Annotated in this window: 24 protein-coding genes and 1 pseudogene; 13 read left to right on the top strand and 12 right to left on the bottom strand. The window is 45.3% G+C overall.

Annotated features, from left to right (window positions below; all coding sequences use genetic code 11):
- Positions 1-57: 57 nt before the first annotated feature.
- On the bottom strand, positions 58-1,233 hold the full coding sequence (gene fmdA / locus QUB70_RS02745; RefSeq protein WP_332978203.1) for a formamidase: 1,176 nt from the start codon (positions 1,231-1,233) through the stop codon (positions 58-60).
- A gap of 203 nt (positions 1,234-1,436) precedes the next feature.
- Between fmdA and QUB70_RS02740 the strand changes: the two genes are divergently transcribed.
- From QUB70_RS02740 to ureC, 5 genes are all read left to right on the top strand, one after another.
- On the top strand, positions 1,437-2,312 hold the full coding sequence (locus QUB70_RS02740) for an urease accessory protein UreD (protein WP_332978202.1): 876 nt from the start codon (positions 1,437-1,439) through the stop codon (positions 2,310-2,312).
- A gap of 83 nt (positions 2,313-2,395) precedes the next feature.
- Complete coding sequence (gene ureA / locus QUB70_RS02735; protein ID WP_332978201.1) at positions 2,396-2,698, top strand: urease subunit gamma; 303 nt, start codon at positions 2,396-2,398, stop codon at positions 2,696-2,698.
- Positions 2,699-2,731: 33 nt separating this feature from the next.
- Positions 2,732-3,043 carry an urease subunit beta gene (locus QUB70_RS02730; RefSeq protein ID WP_332978200.1) on the top strand — a complete coding sequence of 104 codons (312 nt, stop codon included), beginning with the start codon at positions 2,732-2,734 and terminating at the stop codon, positions 3,041-3,043.
- A gap of 79 nt (positions 3,044-3,122) precedes the next feature.
- Positions 3,123-4,250, top strand: a complete 1,128-nt coding sequence (locus QUB70_RS02725) for a glycosyltransferase family 61 protein (RefSeq protein WP_332978199.1) — start codon at positions 3,123-3,125, stop codon at positions 4,248-4,250.
- Positions 4,251-4,285: 35 nt separating this feature from the next.
- Positions 4,286-6,076 carry an urease subunit alpha gene (gene ureC / locus QUB70_RS02720; protein ID WP_332978198.1) on the top strand — a complete coding sequence of 597 codons (1,791 nt, stop codon included), beginning with the start codon at positions 4,286-4,288 and terminating at the stop codon, positions 6,074-6,076.
- Between the two features lie 296 nt (positions 6,077-6,372).
- On the opposite strand, the gene QUB70_RS02715 is transcribed toward ureC, so the two are convergent.
- From QUB70_RS02715 to QUB70_RS02690, 6 genes are all read right to left on the bottom strand, one after another.
- Positions 6,373-7,023, bottom strand: coding sequence for a HEAT repeat domain-containing protein (locus tag QUB70_RS02715; RefSeq protein ID WP_332978197.1), 651 nt, complete (start codon positions 7,021-7,023; stop codon positions 6,373-6,375).
- An 8-nt stretch (positions 7,024-7,031) separates the two neighbouring features.
- A complete protein-coding gene (locus QUB70_RS02710) occupies positions 7,032-7,721 on the bottom strand; it encodes a HEAT repeat domain-containing protein (protein WP_332978196.1) in 690 nt (229 codons plus the stop codon).
- 38 nt (positions 7,722-7,759) lie between these two features.
- Positions 7,760-10,864, bottom strand: a complete 3,105-nt coding sequence (locus QUB70_RS02705) for a HEAT repeat domain-containing protein (RefSeq protein WP_332978195.1) — start codon at positions 10,862-10,864, stop codon at positions 7,760-7,762.
- 118 nt (positions 10,865-10,982) lie between these two features.
- Entirely contained in the window at positions 10,983-11,450 is a 468-nt protein-coding gene (locus QUB70_RS02700; protein WP_332978194.1) for a hypothetical protein, read from the bottom strand.
- Positions 11,451-11,731: 281 nt separating this feature from the next.
- Entirely contained in the window at positions 11,732-12,727 is a 996-nt protein-coding gene (locus tag QUB70_RS02695) for a pentapeptide repeat-containing protein (protein WP_332978193.1), read from the bottom strand.
- Between the two features lie 108 nt (positions 12,728-12,835).
- On the bottom strand, positions 12,836-14,530 hold the full coding sequence (locus tag QUB70_RS02690) for a hypothetical protein (protein WP_332978192.1): 1,695 nt from the start codon (positions 14,528-14,530) through the stop codon (positions 12,836-12,838).
- Between the two features lie 70 nt (positions 14,531-14,600).
- Between QUB70_RS02690 and QUB70_RS02685 the strand changes: the two genes are divergently transcribed.
- Positions 14,601-16,100, top strand: coding sequence for a phytoene desaturase family protein (locus QUB70_RS02685; RefSeq protein ID WP_332978191.1), 1,500 nt, complete (start codon positions 14,601-14,603; stop codon positions 16,098-16,100).
- A gap of 280 nt (positions 16,101-16,380) precedes the next feature.
- Here the strand turns inward: QUB70_RS02685 and QUB70_RS02680 are convergent, their stop codons facing one another.
- Positions 16,381-17,391: a leucine-rich repeat domain-containing protein gene (locus QUB70_RS02680; protein WP_332978190.1), complete on the bottom strand. Its 1,011-nt coding sequence runs from the start codon at positions 17,389-17,391 to the stop codon at positions 16,381-16,383.
- A 383-nt stretch (positions 17,392-17,774) separates the two neighbouring features.
- On the opposite strand from QUB70_RS02680, the gene QUB70_RS02675 reads away from it, so the two are divergent.
- The 3 genes from QUB70_RS02675 to QUB70_RS02665 all read left to right on the top strand — a co-directional run bounded on the left by QUB70_RS02675 (position 17,775) and on the right by QUB70_RS02665 (position 19,062).
- Complete coding sequence (locus tag QUB70_RS02675; protein ID WP_332978189.1) at positions 17,775-18,233, top strand: ABA4-like family protein; 459 nt, start codon at positions 17,775-17,777, stop codon at positions 18,231-18,233.
- A gap of 155 nt (positions 18,234-18,388) precedes the next feature.
- A complete protein-coding gene (locus QUB70_RS02670) occupies positions 18,389-18,727 on the top strand; it encodes a papain-like cysteine protease family protein (RefSeq protein ID WP_332978188.1) in 339 nt (112 codons plus the stop codon).
- 8 nt (positions 18,728-18,735) lie between these two features.
- The gene (locus QUB70_RS02665; RefSeq protein ID WP_332978187.1) at positions 18,736-19,062 is read left to right on the top strand and encodes a hypothetical protein; all 327 of its coding nucleotides are present in this window, start codon (positions 18,736-18,738) and stop codon (positions 19,060-19,062) included.
- Positions 19,063-19,099: 37 nt separating this feature from the next.
- On the opposite strand, the gene QUB70_RS02660 is transcribed toward QUB70_RS02665, so the two are convergent.
- From QUB70_RS02660 to QUB70_RS02650, 3 genes are read right to left on the bottom strand one after another with little or no spacing between them, the layout of a single operon-like run.
- The gene (locus QUB70_RS02660; RefSeq protein ID WP_332978186.1) at positions 19,100-19,237 is read right to left on the bottom strand and encodes a hypothetical protein; all 138 of its coding nucleotides are present in this window, start codon (positions 19,235-19,237) and stop codon (positions 19,100-19,102) included.
- A 2-nt stretch (positions 19,238-19,239) separates the two neighbouring features.
- A complete protein-coding gene (locus QUB70_RS02655; protein ID WP_332978185.1) occupies positions 19,240-19,434 on the bottom strand; it encodes a hypothetical protein in 195 nt (64 codons plus the stop codon).
- On the bottom strand, positions 19,431-19,775 hold the full coding sequence (locus tag QUB70_RS02650; protein WP_332978184.1) for a hypothetical protein: 345 nt from the start codon (positions 19,773-19,775) through the stop codon (positions 19,431-19,433). Before QUB70_RS02650 ends, QUB70_RS02655 begins: the two co-directional genes overlap by 4 nt.
- A gap of 211 nt (positions 19,776-19,986) precedes the next feature.
- Between QUB70_RS02650 and QUB70_RS02645 the strand changes: the two genes are divergently transcribed.
- From QUB70_RS02645 to QUB70_RS02630, 4 genes are all read left to right on the top strand, one after another.
- Positions 19,987-20,265, top strand: coding sequence for a hypothetical protein (locus QUB70_RS02645; protein ID WP_332978183.1), 279 nt, complete (start codon positions 19,987-19,989; stop codon positions 20,263-20,265).
- 101 nt (positions 20,266-20,366) lie between these two features.
- Positions 20,367-20,552, top strand: coding sequence for a hypothetical protein (locus QUB70_RS02640; protein ID WP_332978182.1), 186 nt, complete (start codon positions 20,367-20,369; stop codon positions 20,550-20,552).
- Positions 20,530-20,811 carry a hypothetical protein gene (locus QUB70_RS02635; protein ID WP_332978181.1) on the top strand — a complete coding sequence of 94 codons (282 nt, stop codon included), beginning with the start codon at positions 20,530-20,532 and terminating at the stop codon, positions 20,809-20,811. Before QUB70_RS02640 ends, QUB70_RS02635 begins: the two co-directional genes overlap by 23 nt.
- A 32-nt stretch (positions 20,812-20,843) precedes the next feature.
- Positions 20,844-20,981, top strand: a complete 138-nt coding sequence (locus tag QUB70_RS02630) for a hypothetical protein (RefSeq protein WP_332978180.1) — start codon at positions 20,844-20,846, stop codon at positions 20,979-20,981.
- On the opposite strand, the pseudogene QUB70_RS32605 reads toward QUB70_RS02630, so the two are convergent.
- Positions 20,959-21,156, bottom strand: a pseudogene (locus tag QUB70_RS32605) (transposase); the annotation flags it as partial. The gene QUB70_RS02630 and the pseudogene QUB70_RS32605 overlap by 23 nt on opposite strands.
- Positions 21,157-21,457: the final 301 nt, after the last annotated feature.

Below are 21,457 nucleotides of genomic sequence, written 5' to 3'. Positions count from 1 at the left end.
AGACTGATACTACTTTGTTAATTTGACACCAATGACTGTCCCTGCCCGCCTTAATAATTAAGACGGCAGAATATCCATCTCAAAAATTTCTGTCGGTAAAGCAATTGTGCAGCAAGCATTGGGAATATCCACAATGCCGCTGATCCTACCTTCAACTGGTGCACAGCTTAACAGCAAATACGCTTGTTCTCCGGTAAAACCAAACTTTTTCAAATATTCGATCGCATTCAAACAAGCTCGGCGATAAGCAACATGGGCATCCATATAATACTGTTTGCCCGTAAATTCATCAACAGAAATTCCTTCAAAAACCAGGTATTCTGAATAGCGGGGTTCTACCGGCCCGGGTTTGAAAATTGGGTTGACCATTGCGTATTTATCCATGCCGCCTTTGATAATATCAACGTGGAGGTCGATAAACCCCGACATTTCAATTGCGCCGCAGAATGAAATCTCCCCATCTCCTTGAGAAAAGTGAATATCTCCCATCGAAAGTTTCGCACCTTCGACATAAACCGGAAAGTAAATTCTCGAACCCCGCGACAAATTTTTTATATCGCAATTGCCGCCGTGTTCGCGGGGAGGAACAGTGCGGGCTGCTTCCGCCGCAACTCGCTCGAATTCAGATGCTTTCAGCGACCCCAAAATTGCATTTTTGGGGTTCGGAAGTTCTGCTAAAGGCGGCACTCGATCGGGATTTGTGGATACTAATTCTGCTTCCCGTTTGTTCCATTTATTCAACAATTCCTGAGAAGGCGCGCAGCCGATTAAACCAGGATGAGTAATCCCCGCAAACCGCACTTTTGGTATGTGTCTGGAAGCGGTATAAATTCCCTGGAAATCCCAAATTGCTTTAGCAGCAGTCGGAAAATGTTCGGTCAAAAAACCGCCGCCGTTTTCTTTAGCAAAAATTCCCGTAAAACCCCATTCGTCCCCTTGCAAAGCCCCGATATCGAGGATATCGACTACTAAAATATCCCCGGGTTGCGCGCCGTTAACGTAAATTGGCCCGCTCAAAACGTGAACTACTGTTAAGTCTACATCGCGAATGTCGTCGGGGCTGTCGTCATTTTTAATTTGTCCGTCTGTCCAGTCTTTGCACTCGATGCGAAATACATCGCCGGGATTGACGGAAACTACTGCTGGAATATCTGGATGCCAGCGATTGTGACCGACTAATTCCTGTTCTGACATCGGTTTGGTCAAATCAACTTTGAAGAGAACTTGAGGCATAGTCTGCACTCCTCTAGTTACTAATTTTTACATGGTATGGGCATCTTCCCCGATCGGATGCTTGAGAAATGTAAATTGTTATACTAATCAGTGCAGATCCGAAAAATTTTTCAGATAACGATTATCATTATTTATAAAACAACCGGGCTGCGCGGCAGTTGTGGTATGTTTTTGATAGTGAATGTTTTGAATTTCAAAAATCTGTGACTGAAACTTCGATCGCACAAAATACAGATAACGTTAGAAATGGATGGCACGGCTACCTCAATTTAGTCTACGCTAACCGATCCGGCGCAACTCAAATCATTCACAATCAAATGCAAGCGCCCCTCAAGGTGCAGCGTCCGTTTTATCCTGAAGGGAAAGAGATTTGTCACAGCGTCATCTTGCACACGGCTGGGGGAGTTGTCGGGGGCGATCGACTTTCCAGCAATTTTCACCTCGAACCCAACGCCAAAGCCTTGATTACCACGGCCGCTGCTGGTAAAATCTATCGCAGCAGCGGACAGCCAGCACAACAAAATATTGACATTACAGTAGATTCCGGCGCTAATTTAGAATGGCTGCCGCAGGAAACAATCGTTTTCGACGGCGCAATATATCGGCAAGATTTGCGGGTAGAATTAGCACCAACAGCGATGATTCTGCTGTGGGAAATTACGCGCTTTGGACGCACTGCTAGGGGCGAAAAATTCTTGTCTGGAGAATGGCGATCGCACACCGAAATCTGGCAGCAAAACCGTCCTTTGTGGATTGACAGACAGTTTCTCAAAGGCGGGGAAAAAATGCTCGAAAGTCCTCACGGTTTAGCAGGAAAATCCGTAGTTGCTACCCTCGCTTGGGTAGGCGAACCAGTCACCGCCGAACTCGTGGAAAAAGTGCGAAATTTGCCATTTGAGGCAACAATTTATCCTGGTAATTCCACCGTCGGCGTGACTCGCATTCCTCACGGCTTGCTGTGCCGGTATCGCGGCACATCCACCACCGCAGCGAGAGACTGGTTTGTCAGCATTTGGCACTTGCTGCGCTTATCTTTTTCAGAACGCCCTTGCTGTTTGCCCAGAGTTTGGATAAAATAGGATCGTATTTTAGTTTCAGTAGATTTACTGCCGCTGATAGTTTAACTCGAACCAATAATGCGATCGCCCTTACAAGAATAAAAATGCAACTCACCCCCCAAGAAAAAGACAAACTGCTGATTTTCACTGCCGCCCTGGTAGCAGAGCGCCGGAAACAAAGAGGTTTAAAATTAAACTATCCAGAAGCACTAGCCTACATTTCCGCCGCGATTTTAGAAGGAGCCAGAGATGGCCTCACCGTCACTGATTTAATGAGTTATGGAACAACTCTCCTGACGCGGGAAGATGTGATGGAAGGGATACCAGAAATGGTGCATGAAGTTCAGGTTGAGGCGACTTTTCCCGATGGAACTAAACTCGTTACAGTACACGATCCGATCCGTTAAAATTTTAACCGCAGAGATTCGCAGGAGGAAAAGATGATTCCAGGAGAAATGATTGTTTTAGAAGGTGAAATAGAACTAAATGCCGATCGCCAAACTGTGCGGCTGCTGGTAGGAAATACGGGCGATCGACCCATTCAAATCGGTTCCCACTATCACTTTTACGAAGCTAACGAAGCCTTAGAATTTAATCGAGAACAAGCAAAAGGAATGCGGTTGGATATCCCGGCGGGGACAGCAGTTAGATTTGAACCGGGAGACGAAAGGGAAGTTCAATTAGTGCCGTTTGTGGGTAGCCGTCAAGTCTACGGCTTTAATGGAAAAGTGAACGGTGAGTTACTATTATGACTTTTGACCGAGTTAAAATCCGCAGTCTGCGATCGACAATGGTTGTTTAAACCGCAAGCATACAGAGCAAAAGCGCATAATGAACCCAAAATTAGTCGATCGGGTCAAACAACTCTTGAAGCAGAGCTTGGTGGCTACGTCCAGGCGAGTTTGGAGAACACCGTTAGACCGTCGCACCAGCATCAAATTGCTAGACGGCAACATCGTATACAAACAGCAGCATGAGTCCGTTAATATACCCGCATTAGTCTCAGTAAGTGGAGTGCCTTCTCTGTATTTTCCAACAGAAAGAACCCTGTCTTTTGACCCTGACTATGTTTGGAAAATTGGTTTGAACGAACAAATAGAGTCTCTAACAATTTGTACGTCGGGGAATACACTGCTCAATAACAAGTTGCTTTTAGACTTGGATTTTCGGATTAGCGGTGCGGGCATTCTGGAATGGCCGTACAAACCGCACCAAATTACTTACCCGCTGGTAGTTGCTCCTTGGTCGCATTTGTGGGCCAGTTATTACGATTACGTCATTTTTGTACTTGCGAAACTTTGCCGCATTGAGGAAGCTTTGGGTAAAGAAATTTGGCAAGAGGCAAAGATTTGTTACCCCCTAAAACATACAAGTTTTGAGTTGGAATTTCTGACAAAATTAGGTATTCCTGAAAGTTCGCTAATCGACACTCGCGATCGAGAAACAAGATACCGTGCAGAATGCGCCGTGTTGGGAAACAATCAAGACTGGTATTTTCCCAGCCCTTACGATATAGCGCTTTTGCGGAGCAAATTCGCTCTCAAAGAAAAGGTAAAGCCTTACAGAAAACTTTATCTATCGAGAAGCGGCAAACGAAAGGTGAAAAATGAGGCGCAAGTGCGAGAGGTATTGAAAGAGTTTGATTTTGAAATTTTGGAAGATATCTCTCGCACGGTTGACGAACAAATTCGCCTGTTTGCAGAAGCGCAGGTTGTTGTCGGCCCTCACGGCGCTGCTTTTACAAATTTGCTGTGGTGTCAACCCGGGACTAAAGTTATGGAATTCTTTTACGCAGGCTATACTCCGCCCTTTTTCTATTACATTTGCCAGCTATTGGGTTTAGAATACTCCTGTACAGTCGATGACAGCGGCGCTTCCGAAGATTGGAGTTTGATTGGCATGGATATGACTGTAGATGTGGATATTTTGAAAAAAGAAATCAAGAAAATGCTGGGCTAAATTATAATGGTTAAATTAACTGGTGAGGAGAAAAAATGAGTTACAGAATGAACCGCCGCGCCTACGCGGAAACCTTCGGGCCGACAACGGGCGATCGCGTCCGGTTAGCCGATACCGAATTATTCATAGAAGTTGAAAAAGATTTCACAACCTACGGGGATGAAGTCAAATTCGGTGGCGGTAAAGTCATTCGCGACGGCATGGGACAGTCGCCTATTTCTAATGCTGACGGTGCAGTTGACACGGTAATTACTAATGCTTTAATATTGGATTGGTGGGGCATTGTCAAAGCAGATGTCGGGCTTAAAGACGGGAAAATTTACAAAATTGGCAAAGCCGGAAATCCTTACATTCAAGATAGGGTAGATATTATTATCGGGCCCGGTACAGAAGTAATTGCCGGCGAAGGAATGATTCTTACGGCGGGGGGAATTGACACTCATATTCACTTTATTTGCCCGCAACAAATAGAAGTGGCGATCGCCTCTGGGATCACGACAATGATCGGGGGCGGCACAGGCCCAGCCACGGGTACAAACGCCACTACTTGCACTCCCGGGCCTTGGCATATGTACAGGATGCTGCAAGCTGCCGACGCTTTCCCCGTAAATCTCGGCTTTTTAGGTAAAGGAAATAGCAGTCAACCTCAAGGATTAGTCGAACAAATCTTTGCCGGTGCAATGGGTTTGAAACTCCACGAAGATTGGGGAACTACACCAGCAACGATCGACACTTGTTTGAGTGTCGCTGACGAGTATGACGTACAAGTTGCAATTCACACCGACACTCTCAATGAAGCGGGATTTGTGGAAGCTACAATTGCGGCTTTTAAGAATCGGGCAATTCACACTTACCACACCGAAGGTGCAGGCGGCGGACACGCACCGGATATTATTAAAGTTTGCGGCCAAGCTAATGTTTTGCCCTCGTCAACTAACCCGACTCGCCCTTACACTGTCAATACTTTAGAAGAACATTTAGATATGTTGATGGTTTGCCACCATTTGGATCGGGGCATTCCTGAAGATGTGGCTTTTGCTGAATCCAGAATTAGAAGGGAAACTATTGCTGCTGAGGATATTTTGCACGATTTAGGTGCGTTTAGCATGATTTCTTCTGATTCTCAGGCGATGGGAAGGGTTGGTGAAGTGATTATTCGGACTTGGCAAACGGCTCATAAAATGAAGGTGCAAAGAGGTCATTTGGAGGGGCAAGATGCCCGTTCCACAGGTGATTTAGACGGGCAAGATGCCCGTTTTATAGGGAATTTGGACGGGCAAGATGCCCGTTCCACAAGTGGTCGAAATGACAATTTTCGGGCGAAGCGGTATATTGCTAAATATACAATTAATCCGGCTATTACTCACGGAATTAGTCAGTATGTGGGTTCGGTGGAAGAGGGGAAATTGGCGGATTTGTGTTTGTGGCGGCCGGCGTTTTTTGGGGTGAAACCGGAACTGGTAATTAAAGGAGGTGCGATCGCCTGCGGGCAGATGGGAGATGCTAACGCCAGTATTCCTACGCCGCAACCGGTGCATATGCGGCCGATGTTTGGGAGTTTTGGCGGTGCGATTGGGGCGACTTGTCTGACGTTTGTTTCGCAGGCTGCGCGCGATCGAGATATTGCCGCACAGCTCGGTTTGCAAAAGCCAACTGTAGCAGTTTCCGGGACGCGGCAGATTAGTAAAAGAGATATGAAACTCAACGATTATTTGCCGCAGATGGAAGTCGATCCAGAAACTTATGAAGTGAGGGCGGATGGAGAATTGCTGATTTGCGAACCGGCAACTGTTTTGCCGATGGCGCAGAGATACTTTTTGTTTTGATTGGTGATATAGCCTCATCAAAAACATCCCAAAATATCGTAGGGGCGGGTTCACCAACCATCTATGAAACTCACAAACAATCTCATAAACCCGCCCCATCCCCGCCATTATTTACATGAACATTTTACCAATAAATTATGGTACATTTGTATTGTTGGTGAGGCGGGGGCGGGTTTATCAGATTATTCATTTTTACCGTAAATTGTTGGTGAACCCGCCCCTACAAATTTTGTCCTAGCAGATGGAAACTGAAGAGTCAACGACGATATTTAATGCGGGTTTTGGTATAATATCCTTTAGTTGCCTGGGAGTTGGTTGCGGTTGCGATCGTATATTTCATAGAGTCGCTGAGCAATTGCGATCGGAATGCCCAAGGCTGGAGCCACGATTTTGATGGCTTCTACGCCACCTGCAAATACTACACTCAAAATGTCTACCCAGCGTCGCCATTTTTGTGGATCGTTCTGGTGCATTGTTGCCAATTCACTCTGAATGATGTCAACAATTTGTGTTTCTGAAGCTTGGGGATTTTGTTGGCGAATATCTTGAATCACTTCCGAAACTTGACCGACAGCTTCGGCTTGTTTGGGTTCGGGAAAGGTATAGTTGTATTGAATCCCTACCATGTCACGCTCAACGTTCACATCGCCAGTATTGATGTTGCCGACTTGCTTGATATGGAAAGTTGGTTGATTTTTTGATGGTTCTGTCATAATTTCTATTAATTCGGGTTTGGCGATGAGAACAAGGGCATCAATTGCGCTCAGGCAGACTTGAATATCGGGATCTGTTGAGGCAGCTTGGGAAAGATCGGGAATAGCTGACTCGATGCCCAACTTTCCTAATGATAGGGCAGCTTTTGCTCGGATTATGGGTTCTTTTGAATCTCGCAACAGTTTGCAAAGGATTTGGACGATCGCCTGTTGGTTTTCTGGGGTAATTGCCACAGTTGTCTTTAAGCAACCCGGTATTGGGCAACGTTACCCAAGGCATCGACGGCACTTTCCCTGACGTGCGCGTTTGAGTCTTCTAGCAAGCGGATTAAGACTGGAATCAAGGCTTCGTTACCGAGTTTTCCCAGGGCGATAGCGCTTGCTTGACGAATTTCGGGATCTGGATATTCAATAAGTTTGAGTAATGCCGGAATTGCCGCATCGGAACCAATTTTGCCTAACGCATCTGCTGCATTTTTACGCACATCGTAGTCTGAATCTTCAAGGAGTTTTAGTAAGTCTGGAATTGCCGCCTCAGAACCAATTTTGCCTAACGCATCTGCCGCACTTTTACGCACATCGTTGTTTGCATCTTCAATGAGTTTGAGTAAGGCCGGAATTGCGGCATCGTCACCGATATTGCCTAATGCTTCAGCCACACTTTGACGCACAAAGTTATCTGAATCTTGTTCGGCTGCTAGCAGGTGAGGAATGGAGGCCTCATCCTTCAGTTGTCCGAGGGCTTGGATGGCGCTGCGGCGGACTTCTGGGGAGGTGTCTTTGAGGGTTTTGGTTAAGATGGGGGCGATCGCGACATCTCCTATTTTTCCCAATGCTTCTGCTGCTTTTGCCCTGATAGCGGGGCTAGCATCCTCTAGGGCAGTGCAAAAGGTGTCTAGCACCATCTGCTGATATGCTGGGTTTTGAATCATGTTGTGAGTCTCCTGCGATCGCGCTTACTTTTGTTGTATCAATTTTTTGGGTGGATATTGTGTTGTGTGCCAATTTGGTCGCCTTTAACATTGACGGTTCCAGTGTTGAGATTCCCAACTGTCTCAATATTAATCGTTTGTCCATGCGAGTTTTTAGCCTTGCTTACTTCCGGTGTTAGGGACAACTCGCGTATCCGGTAGTTGTAGTATTTGCAGGCGGCTTGGATGGCGAGGATGAGGCGGTGAACTTTGTCGCCGGATTCGGAGGGAATTAAGGTAAGGAGGTGGGGGAGATGGGGGGCGACTTTCTCTGCGTGCTGGTTAGCGATTTTGCCTAAGGCCTCTGCCGCGCTACTACGCACATCAGAGTCTAAATCTTCAACGTCTAAATCTTCAACGAGTTTAAGTAATCCCGGAATCGCCGGATCGCCACCGATTTTGCCTAAGGCTTCTGCCGCGATCCTACGCACATAAGGGTGTGAATCTTCAACAAGTTTAAGTAATCCCGTCATCGCCCCGTCACCGATTTCACCTAACGCATCTGCCGTGCTACTACGCACACCGGAGTCTGAATCTTCAACGAGTTTAAGTAATCCCGTCATCGCCCGATCGCCACCGATTTTGCCTAAGGCCTCTGCCGCCCTCTTACGCACATAAGATTCAGAATCTTCAACGAGTTTAAGTAATCCCGTCATCGCTCGATCGCCACCGATATTGCCTAAGACCTCTGCCGCCCTCTTACGCACATAAGATTCAGAATCTTCAACGAGTTTAAGTAATCCCGTCATCGCTCGATCGCCACCGATTTCACCTAAGGCATTTGCGGCGCTCCTACGCACATAAAGGTCTGAATCTTCAACGAGTTTAAGTAATCCCGTCATCGCCCGATCGCCACCGATTTGACCTAACGCATCTGCCACGCTCCTACGCACATTATAACGTGAATCTTCAACGAGTTTAAGTAATCCCGTCATCGCCCGATCGCCACCACTTTGACCTAAGGCATTTGCGGCGCTACTAGGCACATAATAGTCTGAATCTTCAACGAGTTTAAGTAATGCCGTTATCGCCCGATCGCCACCGATTTGACCTAAGGCACGTGCCGCGCTACTACGCACATAAGGGTGTGAATCTTCAACGAGTTTAAGTAATCCCGTCATCGCCCCGTCACCGATATTGCCTAATGCATCTGCCGCGCTCATACGCACATTATAGTCTGAATCTTCAACGAGTTTAAGTAATCCCGTCATCGCCCGATCGCCACCGATTTTGCCTAAGGCATATACCGCGCTACTACGCCCATCAGAGTCTGAATTTTCAACGAGTTTAAGTAATCCCGTCATCGCCCCGTCACCGATATTGCCTAAGGCATCTGCCGCGCTCCAATACACACAATCAAATTCTGAATCTTCAACGAGTTTAAGTAATACCGGAATCGCCCGATCGCCATCGATTTTGCATAAGGCATCTGCCGCGATCCAACACATAACATCATCGGCTGAATCTTCAACGAGTTTAAGTAATCCCGTCATCGCCCGATCGCCACCGATTTTGCATAAGGCATCTGCCGCGATCCAACGCACATCACCGTATGAATCTTCAACGAGTTTAAGTAATCCCGGAATCGCCCGATCGCCACCGATTTTGCCTAAGGCATCTGCCGCGCTACTAAGCACATCACCGTATGAATGTTCAGCGAGTTTAAGCAATCCCGGAATCGCCTCATCCGATCGCACTTCACCCAAAAGCGCAACCTTCAACCACCCCGGCACATCCAACCCATCCACCAACCCAACCGTGCGCTGCTGAAAATCCACCTGCACTTCCCCCGCCAGCCGCGCCCCCAACATCAAATCCACCTCCAAAGCCAGCCGCACCACCCGCACCGCCTGCACCTCATCCCGCAACAACGACAGCATGAACGCCAGAGGCTCCGTCCATTTAAAATAATTCAAATAGAAATGCTGCAACCGTTCATCATCGATCGCATCAGGATGCCTTTCAACCAACAGTTTCAGCAACGCCCGCCCCGCATAATACTCCTGAAATAATTGGTGATGAAACTCAATTTCCTCCCGCTTCGCCGCCACCTGCAACAGATGGTGTTCCAGCAAATCCTCCAGCCATTCCTTCGCCTTAGTTGGTGCATCCTGCTCCCCCTTATCGCGCAACCAGCACTCCAAAATCCCCTCAGCCCGATCGCGAGAAATCGCCACCCAACCATCCGTGGGGCGCTGCGAGTCGCCCTGCAACATCACAAAAGCCAACTGCTGCAAAACCTCCGACTTGAAGCGCCGAAAATCCTCTGAAACCGACCCACGGCCCTTAAACTCGTCATACTGGCGATCGAACTCCACAAACAACTCGCCCTTACTCTGGGGAATTTTCCCGCTATTTTCAAACACCTGACACATCATCTGCAACAACAACGGCGTTTCCGCCACCTCTCGCAGGCGATTTCCCAACTGTCGCAGCAGCGAATCCCCATGTTGCGGCAAATACTTGTGCACAAACTCCCGCATCTGCGGTTGCGTCAGCGGGCACATCTCCAGTTGTTTCTCAATGCCCAAAGATCCCCCCGGCACCAAATCCCGCGTCGTGAAAATCATCGGCGTATCCCGATTGTCGTCGCGAAATAGCTGCAAATCCTGTCGCCGTTGTGACGATGGCATCTCATTCACGCCATCCAGCAACAGCAGCAACTTGCCATCCAGCAGCAAATCATCCACCTCTTCCGGGCAAACTCTCAGCTTTGCTTGTCGAAATTCGGCACGGATTGCTTCTACGATCGAGCGATCGCTCCTCAACTGTACCAACACCGGAATCTGTCGATCGCCCTTCTCCAGCGCTTCCAGTGCCAATTCCCACCTAAAACGCTCCAAAACCGTCGATTTTCCCGATCCGGGCTTTCCCAGCAGCAGCACATTGCCCTGCTGCACGTATTTGCGGAGTCCCGTTAGCACTTCCAGGCGATCGATTTTCGTTTCTGGTTTCTTTTCTGCGGGAAAGGGCGATTTTTCCTGCGGTGATATTTCTTCCCGCACCTCCACCTGTAAATCCGTCAGCGTGTAGAGATGCTGTTGTTTTTTATAAGACTCAACCAGGGATTGCAGATATTTAGGAAAATCAACTGGTGTCGCCATTTGATTATAGATTTTAGAATATGGATTTATTATAGATTTTTTCTAGATACGCGAGCGGCGCTGACAAGTCCGGGAAAAAGTAGTATCAGTGCGATGCACCCATTTGCTCAAGGCATGACTACAAAGTAGTTGTTTTATTATATTTGGAACAATTGAGCGATCGCACTATCAATCCCTGGCACAAAAACCAAAAATAAAGTGCAATATTAATCCCGCTCAACAGCTTCGGAATTCCCTCCAACAAGCTCGAAATTATCTCGTTTTTCAAAGGCAGCGCTTCTGCAAAAAAGGCAACAAATAACAACCCAACGCCGCTCAGCAGTAAAGGATAGGGAGTCGATTTAATTTGCCTCCTAAAAGTTAATCCGTATGCCACTGCCAGCACGGCATAAAATATGACTATTGTCACTTTCGGAAAACCCGCACGTCCCAGATGAACGTGAGTCCGAAAAACTTCATTGAACAGAAAGCAACCTGCAAACAGTGCCGAATATAAGATAAATCGATTTTCCGGGCGATCGGGCTGAATAATTCTCAGCAATCCAAAGGTAAAAGCGCACACCATTACCGATAAATAAAATAACATTTGAAACGCCAAAAAAAAGAAGCCAGCACCCGGATACGTGGCAGAGCAAGGCGGCAAGAATAATCCTTTTACTGAAGAACCAAATAAATTTAGACACGCCGTCACTAGCCCAACTAGCACTAAAGTTAGACTGTTAAAAAACAACACACTTTTGTAACTTGGCATAATTAATAACTAAAAACTAACATCAGTATATTCAATTACCAACAGTGGTAAGGTGCTCCGTGCGCACCCTAGGCAGCTTCAAATCTAAAATCTAAAATCTAAAATCTAAAATGGTATTACCCGTGCATTTCTCCATTTGGCATGATGGTACCGCGAAACTGAGCTCCCGCTAAATTAGCAGTGCTCAAATCTGCCCTAATCAAAGTTGTGCGGTGCAAAATAGCATCCCCCAAATCTGTTCTAGCCAGGTAAGCATCAGTCAGATCGGCTTCACTCAAATTTGCCTGATTAAAATTAGCTCGACTCAAATCAGCCCTCACCAAATTAGCTCGACTCAAGTCAGCCATAACTAAATTAGCATTGCTCAACTTAACATCAGGAAGAAATGCACCCCGCAAGTTAACACCCGCCAGTTCAGCATCAATTAACACAGCTCTTTCCAACTTAGCACTTGTCATTACAGCCCAGGACAAATTCGTTTCTACCAAAGTTGCTTCAGTCAAAAATGTGCCATCTAAAATAGCTTCACTCAAATTCGCCTGAGTCAGATTTGCTTCCCGCAGAAATGCTTCAGTCAAATTCGCTTGACTGAGATTAGCTTTAGTCAAATCTGCACCTAGCAAATTGACGCCCCGCAAATCTGCACCTTGCAAATTTGCACCCCGCAAATTTGCCCCCTCAAAAATCCGCTGCTCCTTGCGCAAATTTGCACCGCGCAAGCACGCACCCCGCAAATCTGCACCTTGCAAATTGACGCCTCGCATATCTGCATCGCTCAAATTTGCATCAAGAAAAACTCCCAAAGAGATGTTGGCTTTGCGAAAGTCTGCACCTTGCAAAGTAGCTCCGTGGAAGTCTGCATCGGACAAATTTGCTGCGCTCAAGTTGGCCTGATTTAAGTTAGCACCGCACAACTTTGCATTAGTTAAATTTGCGCGCTGAAGGTTAATTCTGCTCAGGTACGACATCGCTAAGTTTGCACCCCCGAGGTCAGCACTGCTTAAATTGACGCCAATTAAATCCGCACCGCTCAGATAGACGCCTCTAAGACTCATACCTTGAAAATCTAGTTCTCCTGATATATATCTCCTTACAATTTCGCTGGAATTCATATTTGTTTTATTTTTAATTGGGGCAAATCTGCTATTTCTAGACTTCTTGAATTTCATTCCTTGCCTTGCGGACTCAGTTTGTGTAGCCACAGACTTCTGTCTGGGCATTTAATGAGTTTGATTCACAAATTCTTGAGTCCAAGCGACTGTTTTGTTGCCTAACTGCCGCCCGTGAATTTTGACGTGAGTAAGAGCTTGTGATTTTAAAGTACACAGTTTTTTGTGAATGTAGATAGCTGTATCCTGTTTTTTTGGTACTTCGGCAGACTCCAGAATGATGTGGAGCCAACCGTCTTTAAATCCCGCTGTAGCACTAATTCCTTTAGGCTGTAGCAATTGATTTATCAATAGGGCGATCGCCTTTGGCTTGCCTTGTTTTGCCATTTCCACAAGCTGATACTGATTTGGTTTCTGGCTAGAGATTTGCTCATCTGTTGCTGAAGTATTTTCTACCATATTCTCCTGGGGTTCCGAAGGAGGGCGCCCGTTTGCTTTTAACTCCACTTCGCTCAGAATTTCAGTTAATTTTTCGGTAAATCCCTGAACTCTTCCTACATAATCTTTGAGACTTTTACATTTCCAGTACAAACGCTCCTCTGCACTTTCTGTAGAAAATTTTCCGTTCAAAGCAGCTTCTAAATCGCTGAATATCTTTTCTATTTGCGCCGTGGCGGAGTTAACACTTTGACTGACTAATCCTTTCACTTCTTCTTCCACTCCCAACTTGCGCTTGATGGAATCGCTAATATTTATAGTAACAGGAGCGGCCGCTTCGATCGTTTCGAGAATAGTCGGCGTTTCTGAAACCAGGAATGTGTCTACGAATTCCTGTCTAAAATCTGCCGGGGAATTATTAATGCTGGTTTCGGGTTCTTTTAATGGTACATTTTCTGCCGTGTCCGGCACTAAGTAACTTTTCTGGGGGTCATAATGATAGTGAGTGGGAGCAGCTTGAATGATTTGAGTAATATCGCCCGCCTCAAAATAATCGTTGCGCCCCTCAACAGGCTCGCTCTCTTCATAAATACTGTTGTTTAAATGCGTCTGATCGTAATCTTCGCTAGCGGAATTTTCGGCTCGATCCTGTTCTTCTTGTTGCAATTTTGTGTAACAAGAATTCATGGCTTTGATAATCACGCTAGCCGCTTGGTCGCATTCGTCGCTGTTGTCGAGATTGCCCGCAGTTCTGTACAACTGAGATTCGAGTTCGGCTAGGCTGCCGCAGACATTAAACAGTTGTCGCAGCAGATTGTCAAGTTCTTGGGTTTTCAGCAGCAGCCAGTCGCGATCGCTAAAAGTGAACTCGTGATAAAGAGTAGAAAAAATGAGAATTTTCGCCCTCAGCGGATTGGTTTGCTGTAAAATTTTTTGTCGGACATCAAATAGATTTCCGGGGTCTCTTTCGCTCGACTCCGCTGCTGGCACTTGCGAACTAAAGTGGTCATCAAATGCAGGTGCTTCGTAACCGCCAAAATTAGATATGTTTGTTTCTAATTTTGTGAAATCTTGGTATTCGTAAAGCCTGCTCAGTTGGCAGACGATTTGATCTGTCACTAAAGCGTACTCGGTTTTTTTATTAACCTTGGCAACTATACTGTTTAAAACTTCTTCAATATCTTCTAACCTGGTGTATTTAGTGCAGAGTTCTTCGATTAAGCTCCTGACATTGGCGCTTGCGAGTTGGGCCGGATCGTTCTCCCAAGAGTCTTTACAAGCAAAAAATATTATTTTTTTTATGCGCGAGAGATTGACATCTTGTTCTAATTCGCGAACAACTTCATCTAAAATAGATAAAGGTTTCATAGTTTTCCTCCCCCAAATATACCCTGTTAACAGTCAGCAAGAAATAATACAATTATACCACATTTGATAAATGCAAGACTTTGAGGCGATCGTAATTGGCAGCGGCATTGGCGGCTTAGTCGCCGGCTCGATGCTAGCTCGCTACGGCAAGCGGGTTCTCGTCTGCGAGAGTCACACCATAGCGGGCGGGGCGGCTCACAGTTTTTCGCGCCGGGGATTTCACTTTGATTCGGGGCCTTCTTTTTATTGCGGTTTGACTGACCCGCAGTCGCTCAATCCTTTGCGGCAAGTCTTGAATATTTTGGAGGAATCGATCGCCACAATTTCCTACGATCCGCTGGGGCATTACCATTTTCCAGAGGGAAGTTTGCCGGTTTATGCTGATGCGAGAAATTACTTAGATGGTGTAGCTAAATTCGCACCGCAAGGTGCTGTAGAATTACAGCAATTTCAACAAAATTTATTAGTTTTGTATGAAGCTTTGCGTGGAATTCCGGCTTTAGCGCTGAGATCCGACTGGCAGTTGATACCTGTTTTGCTGTCTCGGTACTCGCCTGCTTTGCTGAAGCTGTTGCCGTTGGTAGGTGCGATCGCGGGTTCTGCTGGTTCCTTGATGGATCGGGACGTGCGCGACCCTTGGGTGCGGCGTTTGATCGATTTGGAGTGCTTTTTGCTGTCGGGTTTGAAAGCGCACGGAACTGTCGCGCCGGAAATAGCTTTTATGATTGGCGAACGATCGCGCTGTGCGATCGAGTATCCTGTTGGAGGCAGCGGTGCGATCGTCGATGCTTTAGTGAGAGGTTTGCAGCGCTGGGGAGGGAAGTTGCGCTTGGGAACTCCCGTCGAGCAAATATTAGTTGAATCCGGCAAAACTACAGGCATTCGCTTGCAAAATGGCGAAATTATTCGCGCTCCAATTGTTATTTCAAATGCCACCGTCTGGGATACTTATACAAAGTTACTGCGACCTGAAGATTTGCCGGAAAGCTACCGAAAAAGCGCTTTGTCGATGCCAGCAGTAGACAGTTTCATGCACCTGCATTTAGGAATTAAAGCCGAAGGAATCGAAGGTTTGACCGGCCACCACGTCGTCGTTCGCGACAGCAAGATTGACATTACAGTACCCGGAAATACTTGTATGATTTCGATTCCTACGGTGTGGGATGCAACTCTCGCGCCGCCCGGACATCACGCCGTTCACGCTTATACATTGGAACCTTACGAAGGTTGGGAGTACGGCGACGGTTATCAGCAGAAAAAGCAAGAGCGATCGCAATCTCTGTTTCAAGCTTTAGAAAAAATTATACCGGATTTGCGATCGCGAATAGTCTTGGAGTCGATCGGCACACCGCTAACCCACGCCCGATTTTTACGCCGGTATCAAGGAACTTACGGGCCTGCAATCGCCGCCGGAAAAGGCACGTGGCCCGGGCCGCAAACACCAGTCAAAGGCTTGTATCGAGTGGGAGACAGCACCATGCCCGGAATTGGCGTGCCCGCCGTCGCAGCATCGGGTATTTTGTGCGCGAATACTTTAGTAAATTCGGATATGACAGCACAATTTTTGTAAATTGGTAGAGGAAATGGGCGGGTTTTGCCAAAGATATTTCCGGCTACTCAAAAAATAGATCGACCCGCCCTCGCGGAACCAGTAAACTGCTGATTGAGCGCTGAGGACTGTTAAAAACTGGTTATCCACCAGCGGCAAAAGCGCCCATAATTGCGATCGACAAAGCCAAACCGGGCAACAGCAGCAATCCTAACATTAAAGCATCGTGTCCGCTCATCACTTTCTCCTGATATTGACCTTCAACATTATACTATATCAACCGCCATCTCGCCCTTAAAAATTAAAATCGGCATATAGATTCAGGATTGACAGGGCAAATTTTATTAACAATGGGATTTCCCCGCAAGTCGAGCGTAGTTAACTTTGGCAAAGATTGCAGGGAACTGATATCAGAAATTTGATTGTTGTACAAGTCAAGCAAAAATAGGTTATTTAAAGGTTGCAGCGCGCGGCTATCGGATATCGAATTGTTGAACAGATAAAGTTGAGTCAAATTAGTTAATGATTTCAGCGAACTGATGTCAGATATTTGATTGTTGCCGAGGTTGAGTTCTATTAAATTAGTTAGCGATGCCAAAGAACTAATATCAGATATTTTATTTTGGAATAAAACCAATTTCTTTAAGTTAGTTAGCGATGCCAGCGGAGTAAGATCGGATATTTCATTTCCGAATAGAAACAGCGTATTGAGATTTTTCAAGGAAGCCAACGGGCTGATATCCGATATTTTATTATTATAAAGGTAGAGTGTCTGGAGTTCAGTTAAATTTGCCAGAGGAACGAGATCGGAAATTTGATTGTTGTAGAGTATCAGCGCATTTAAGTTAGTTAAAGCTTTCACGGGACTGATGTCATAAATTTTGTTGTCAAACAAGACAAGGGCGGTAAGATTAGTTAGAGATGCTAGAGGACTGATGTCTGAGATTTGATTGGTATCGAGAACGAGTCTAGTCAGATTTGTTAGAGATGAAAGCGGACTGAGATTCGATATTTGATTGACATCCATAACCAGAGTTTTCAGCTTGGTTAAAGATTGCAGGGGAGTGAGGTCAGATATTTGATTGCTGCCGAGGCTGAGATTAGTAAGTTGAGTGAAAGATGAGAGGGGGCTGATATCGGTAATTTGAGCAAGTTTGAGATTGAGTTCTGTTGTAGTAGAAAGCAATTCATTGGCTCGATCGCACTCGGAAGAGTCTGATATTTGCAACAGTATTTCTACAGTATGTTTGGCGCCTGGAGAGATATTTGCTTTGTGCTTGCACCAATCGGGAAAGTTATTATAAGTTGTCATGGGATTTTAGATGTGCGATTTTAGATTGGCGCGAAACCTAATTATGTAGGGCGCGCAATGCGCACCTTACCGCTATAAGTAAGCTGTGGAGTATTTAAACCACCGGGCGGGGCCTGTAGGGTGCGTCAGAAGCGAACACTTACGCTTACAAGGGAAACGAGAAAGGAGCCGTGGCACCCTACAATACTATTTTAAATGCGTAACAGCTTAGCGCGTAAAACCACTTTTGGCGTAAGTCCTCGATTTGCGATTATTATAGCAATTCTATTTCATTTGTGAATGATATTTTTTTCTGGTTTTGATAAATTTCAGCAAAACTTGTGTAAACTAATCTTAACAGCCCAAATTGCATTGCATTCATTCGCAGGAGCCAACAGCCAACTATGACACCAGAACTAATTTTTAACGCAGCTAATCTGTTCGTTTTGCCTTTCTGGGCAATTATGATTTTATTGCCCAACTGGGGAATTACTCGCAAAGTGATGAATTCTTTCATTCCGTTTGCAGTGCTCGCCACTTTGTACATATATTTGTTTGCTAGCAGTCTGACTGCGGAAAATGCGGCTGCTTTGTCCAATCCCAAGCTAGCAGATATTGCTAAGTTTCTGGGGGAGGAAACGGCTGCTGCTACGGGATGGATACATTTTTTAGTGATGGATTTGTTTGTCGGGCGCTGGATTTATTTGGAAGGACAGCGGACAGGAGTTTGGACGGTTCATTCTCTGGCTTTGTGTTTGTTTGCGGGGCCGATGGGATTGCTTTCTCATATTGTAACTGCTTGGATTACTCAAAAGTTTTTTCCGAGTTCTGAGGCGGCGGTAACTGTTACTCCGTCGGTTTAGGGCTTGTCATTACCAACATTTTTTAAACGACGCGACGGGGTTGTAAGCTGTGGAGCATTTAAACCATTAACGATCCAGGTAAGGTGCGTCAGCTAGAACACTGACTCTACATGGGAAACACTTATTTACTGACGCACCCTACTATCTCACTAATATTGAACAAGACGAAGAATGAAAATTTAACAGGAGCACCCACATCGGCGGAAGAAATTGCCAATGCCCTTAACGAACTGACTCCGGCTACTTCTCATCGATGGCAAGCTGGTTTTATTGATACATCAACACCTCTAGCAGCTTTTAACCTGTTATTAAATACTGAACAGTCGTGGATGGCTCAAAGGTCAGAATTTGGTAACAGAGTCGGACACATGGTAGTAGTTGACGGTCTGGATCTAACAGGACTTGTTCTAATTCGAGACCCCTGGGAAGGGACAAAGTATAAAATGAATATAGATGAATTTTTAAAGGTTTGGAATCAAATTGCAGTTTTCTGAGGCATACCATGAATATCAAAGTGCTTTCAATAGAACCAGCGAGCGAATTGGGAACATTCAATACGATCGTATTGCTCGATCGAGAGCAACATCAGTTTACAATGACCGCAGAAACAGCCAAAGTTTCTGGACAAACTATCCCGTTAATCAAGGGCGATCGGCATTTCTGCAAAATCTTTAGATGGAATCCGGTAGCCAGTGTTAAACTGTACAAGCTAGTGTCTCAATTTAAGCGGGGAGAATCTCTAGAATTTCCTATTAATCTAGGTGATTTTGAATTGAGAGAGATAGCACAATTCCCTTTAAATAAGGAAGTTACAATATCTGTAAAGTGAGGCGAAAGCTCGTTATTTCATAACTCAAGCCTCGCACTCAGCCCGCATCCATCTGTGGTTCAAAAGTGCGATCGCCCTTACGACAAAAAGTGCGATCGACCTTCATCACTCCACCTCTATTTGTGGTTAAAAAAGCGATCGCGCTACTTAAAATTTTGGCAGGTTTTGCTAACAAATTTATACTTCTACTGTTGAGCTATCGAGCGATAGCCTGACTCGATTCAATCTTTGCTGGCGAAGCTGTTCTGCCAGCATCGCATTAATCTCTCCCAATTCTAAATTGACTTCTTGAACCTCCAAACGAGTTCGACGGAGATTAGCTAGTAAACGTTTAGATGTTTCTGGATCGGGGATGCGCGGTTGTTTATTCATGGCAAATTATATTCCATCTTAACTTCTTCAATACTACGCTCCAGTGCCGGAATCCTTGCTTGGGTTCGTGCTATAGCTCGTTCTAGTAATTGTAACATATCACTAGAGGCAACAGGTTGAGCTTGGGCAATTTGAAGCTGGATAGTAGACAGTTGGGAGTAGGAAGATTCTGCATTTTCTGCTGCACTTTTCATTTCATCTAGTGCCGCAATCGTTGCGTCTGTCTCTCCAAACAGTTCAAAAATGGTTAATTCCAAGGCTAAAGCTTTATTGACAATATTTAACGACTGCTGTTTTAATTGATTTATGATTTCAGTAGTTTCTGATGGTAAATCAGCCATATTTATACCCCGATAACAAGCTGCTATCATTAAAACATAACAGAGTGTACTTTAGCAACAGTATCTATCCCCCTTTATCTAGTCCGATCGCCCTTACGTCAAAAAGTGCGATCGCCATTAAAATCAGAATAGACAAACAACATCTAATTTGTTATAATCGAGTAAAACTCTACCTAGAGAGTTTTACCCAATTTTATAATAGCTGAAAGATATGTTTTGGACTCTGAAAAAATTAATCAGTACAGATTCACAAGGACACCTCAGTTTAAACCTCGAACCCAAATCAAAAGAATATCGCGTGCTCGTCAACGAAGCCGGACAAATTTTATTAGACCCCATAAGCAACATACCCGATCGCGAGCAATGGTTGTGGCAAAACCCCGAAGCATTAGCCTTAGTCAAGTGCGGTCTCGCACAAGCAGCTAAAGGTGAAGTACACGATTTAGGTGACTTTTCTGAATATGCTGATTTGGAGATTGAAGAGGAATGAATTTTTAGATAGAATTCTCTTCATCAGCTAGAGATAGCTTAGCTAATCTCCAGAAATTAGATCCTAAAAAACACAATAAAGTGCTGAAAACACTTGGATTAATGGCAACTAATTTACGCCATCCCAGCTTGAAAACTCATAAATACGACACATTATCTGGCCCAAATGAAGAGGAAGTATTTGAGGCCTACGTCGAAAACAAAACGCCAGCAGCCTTTCGAGTTTTCTGGTATTACGGCCCGGATCAAGGAGTAATTACAGTTATTGCAATTACTCCTCACCCTTAAGTCGCGATACATCTGCGTTCATAAGCCATCCGTTGCGGTTCAAAAGTGCGATCGACCCGGTGCGTCAAAAAGTGCGATCGACCTTTCCCCATCCGCGTCCATCAACGTGCATCTGCGGTTCAAAAGTGCGATCGCCCTTTGCATAGAATTATCAGAGCTTTCGGAGGTACAGTTTAATCAGGAGCATCCAAATCAGTTAAAAACGCTGGCGCGAGTATTGGGTTGTCCCTCCCGATTTAGGAGCACGCTGTTAAAATAGAAACATCATTCCCTCCCAACCCATCAAAATCTATGAAAATAGAAGACTATCCACTTGCCAAAGAATTAATATTAGATACCGAAGGCAACATCAGTCAAGTCATTCTCAACTATACCGACTATCAGTATCAGGGTAAGAGCATCTCAATCAGGCTTGACACAAGCATTTGAGAATCTGCATCATATACTCATCATTCATCGCCGCTCGTTTCTTTTTTTGCCGCACACTACGTCGGAGAGTTGTTTCTTGATTGATGGCATTAAGCGCCATTCGTCTTAGAACAGCCAAGTTCTGAGGGCTGTTTAACGACCGAATGCGACACAGGTCTTCATTAAAACCCACATTCCGCACTTCTTTACACAGTTAAAAGTATTTTGACGGTCGAACGTCATTCTAGAGATTTAGTTTGAAAAAGATTCTCAACGATCAAAAAACTTTGGAAAATAAAAAATAATTATCAACAAAAATTAATATTTCTCTACAGTGGCTATGACGCTTGTATAGAACGGAAGATAACCATTTTTTAGCAAAAAATTCCCGATTTTATGTTAAGACCTGCGGAAAGTGGGTTAAAAGTAACATCTAAAACCCAATGAACTTGGTTTTCAATCCCCCAATGTTGACGAATGGCACGGCCATTAAGCTG

The organism is Microcoleus sp. A003_D6 (assembly GCF_036702825.1).
Classification (GTDB): domain Bacteria; phylum Cyanobacteriota; class Cyanobacteriia; order Cyanobacteriales; family Microcoleaceae; genus Microcoleus.
Note: the sequence above shows the minus strand (reverse complement) of the source record. Positions and strands in the feature narration are given on the sequence as shown.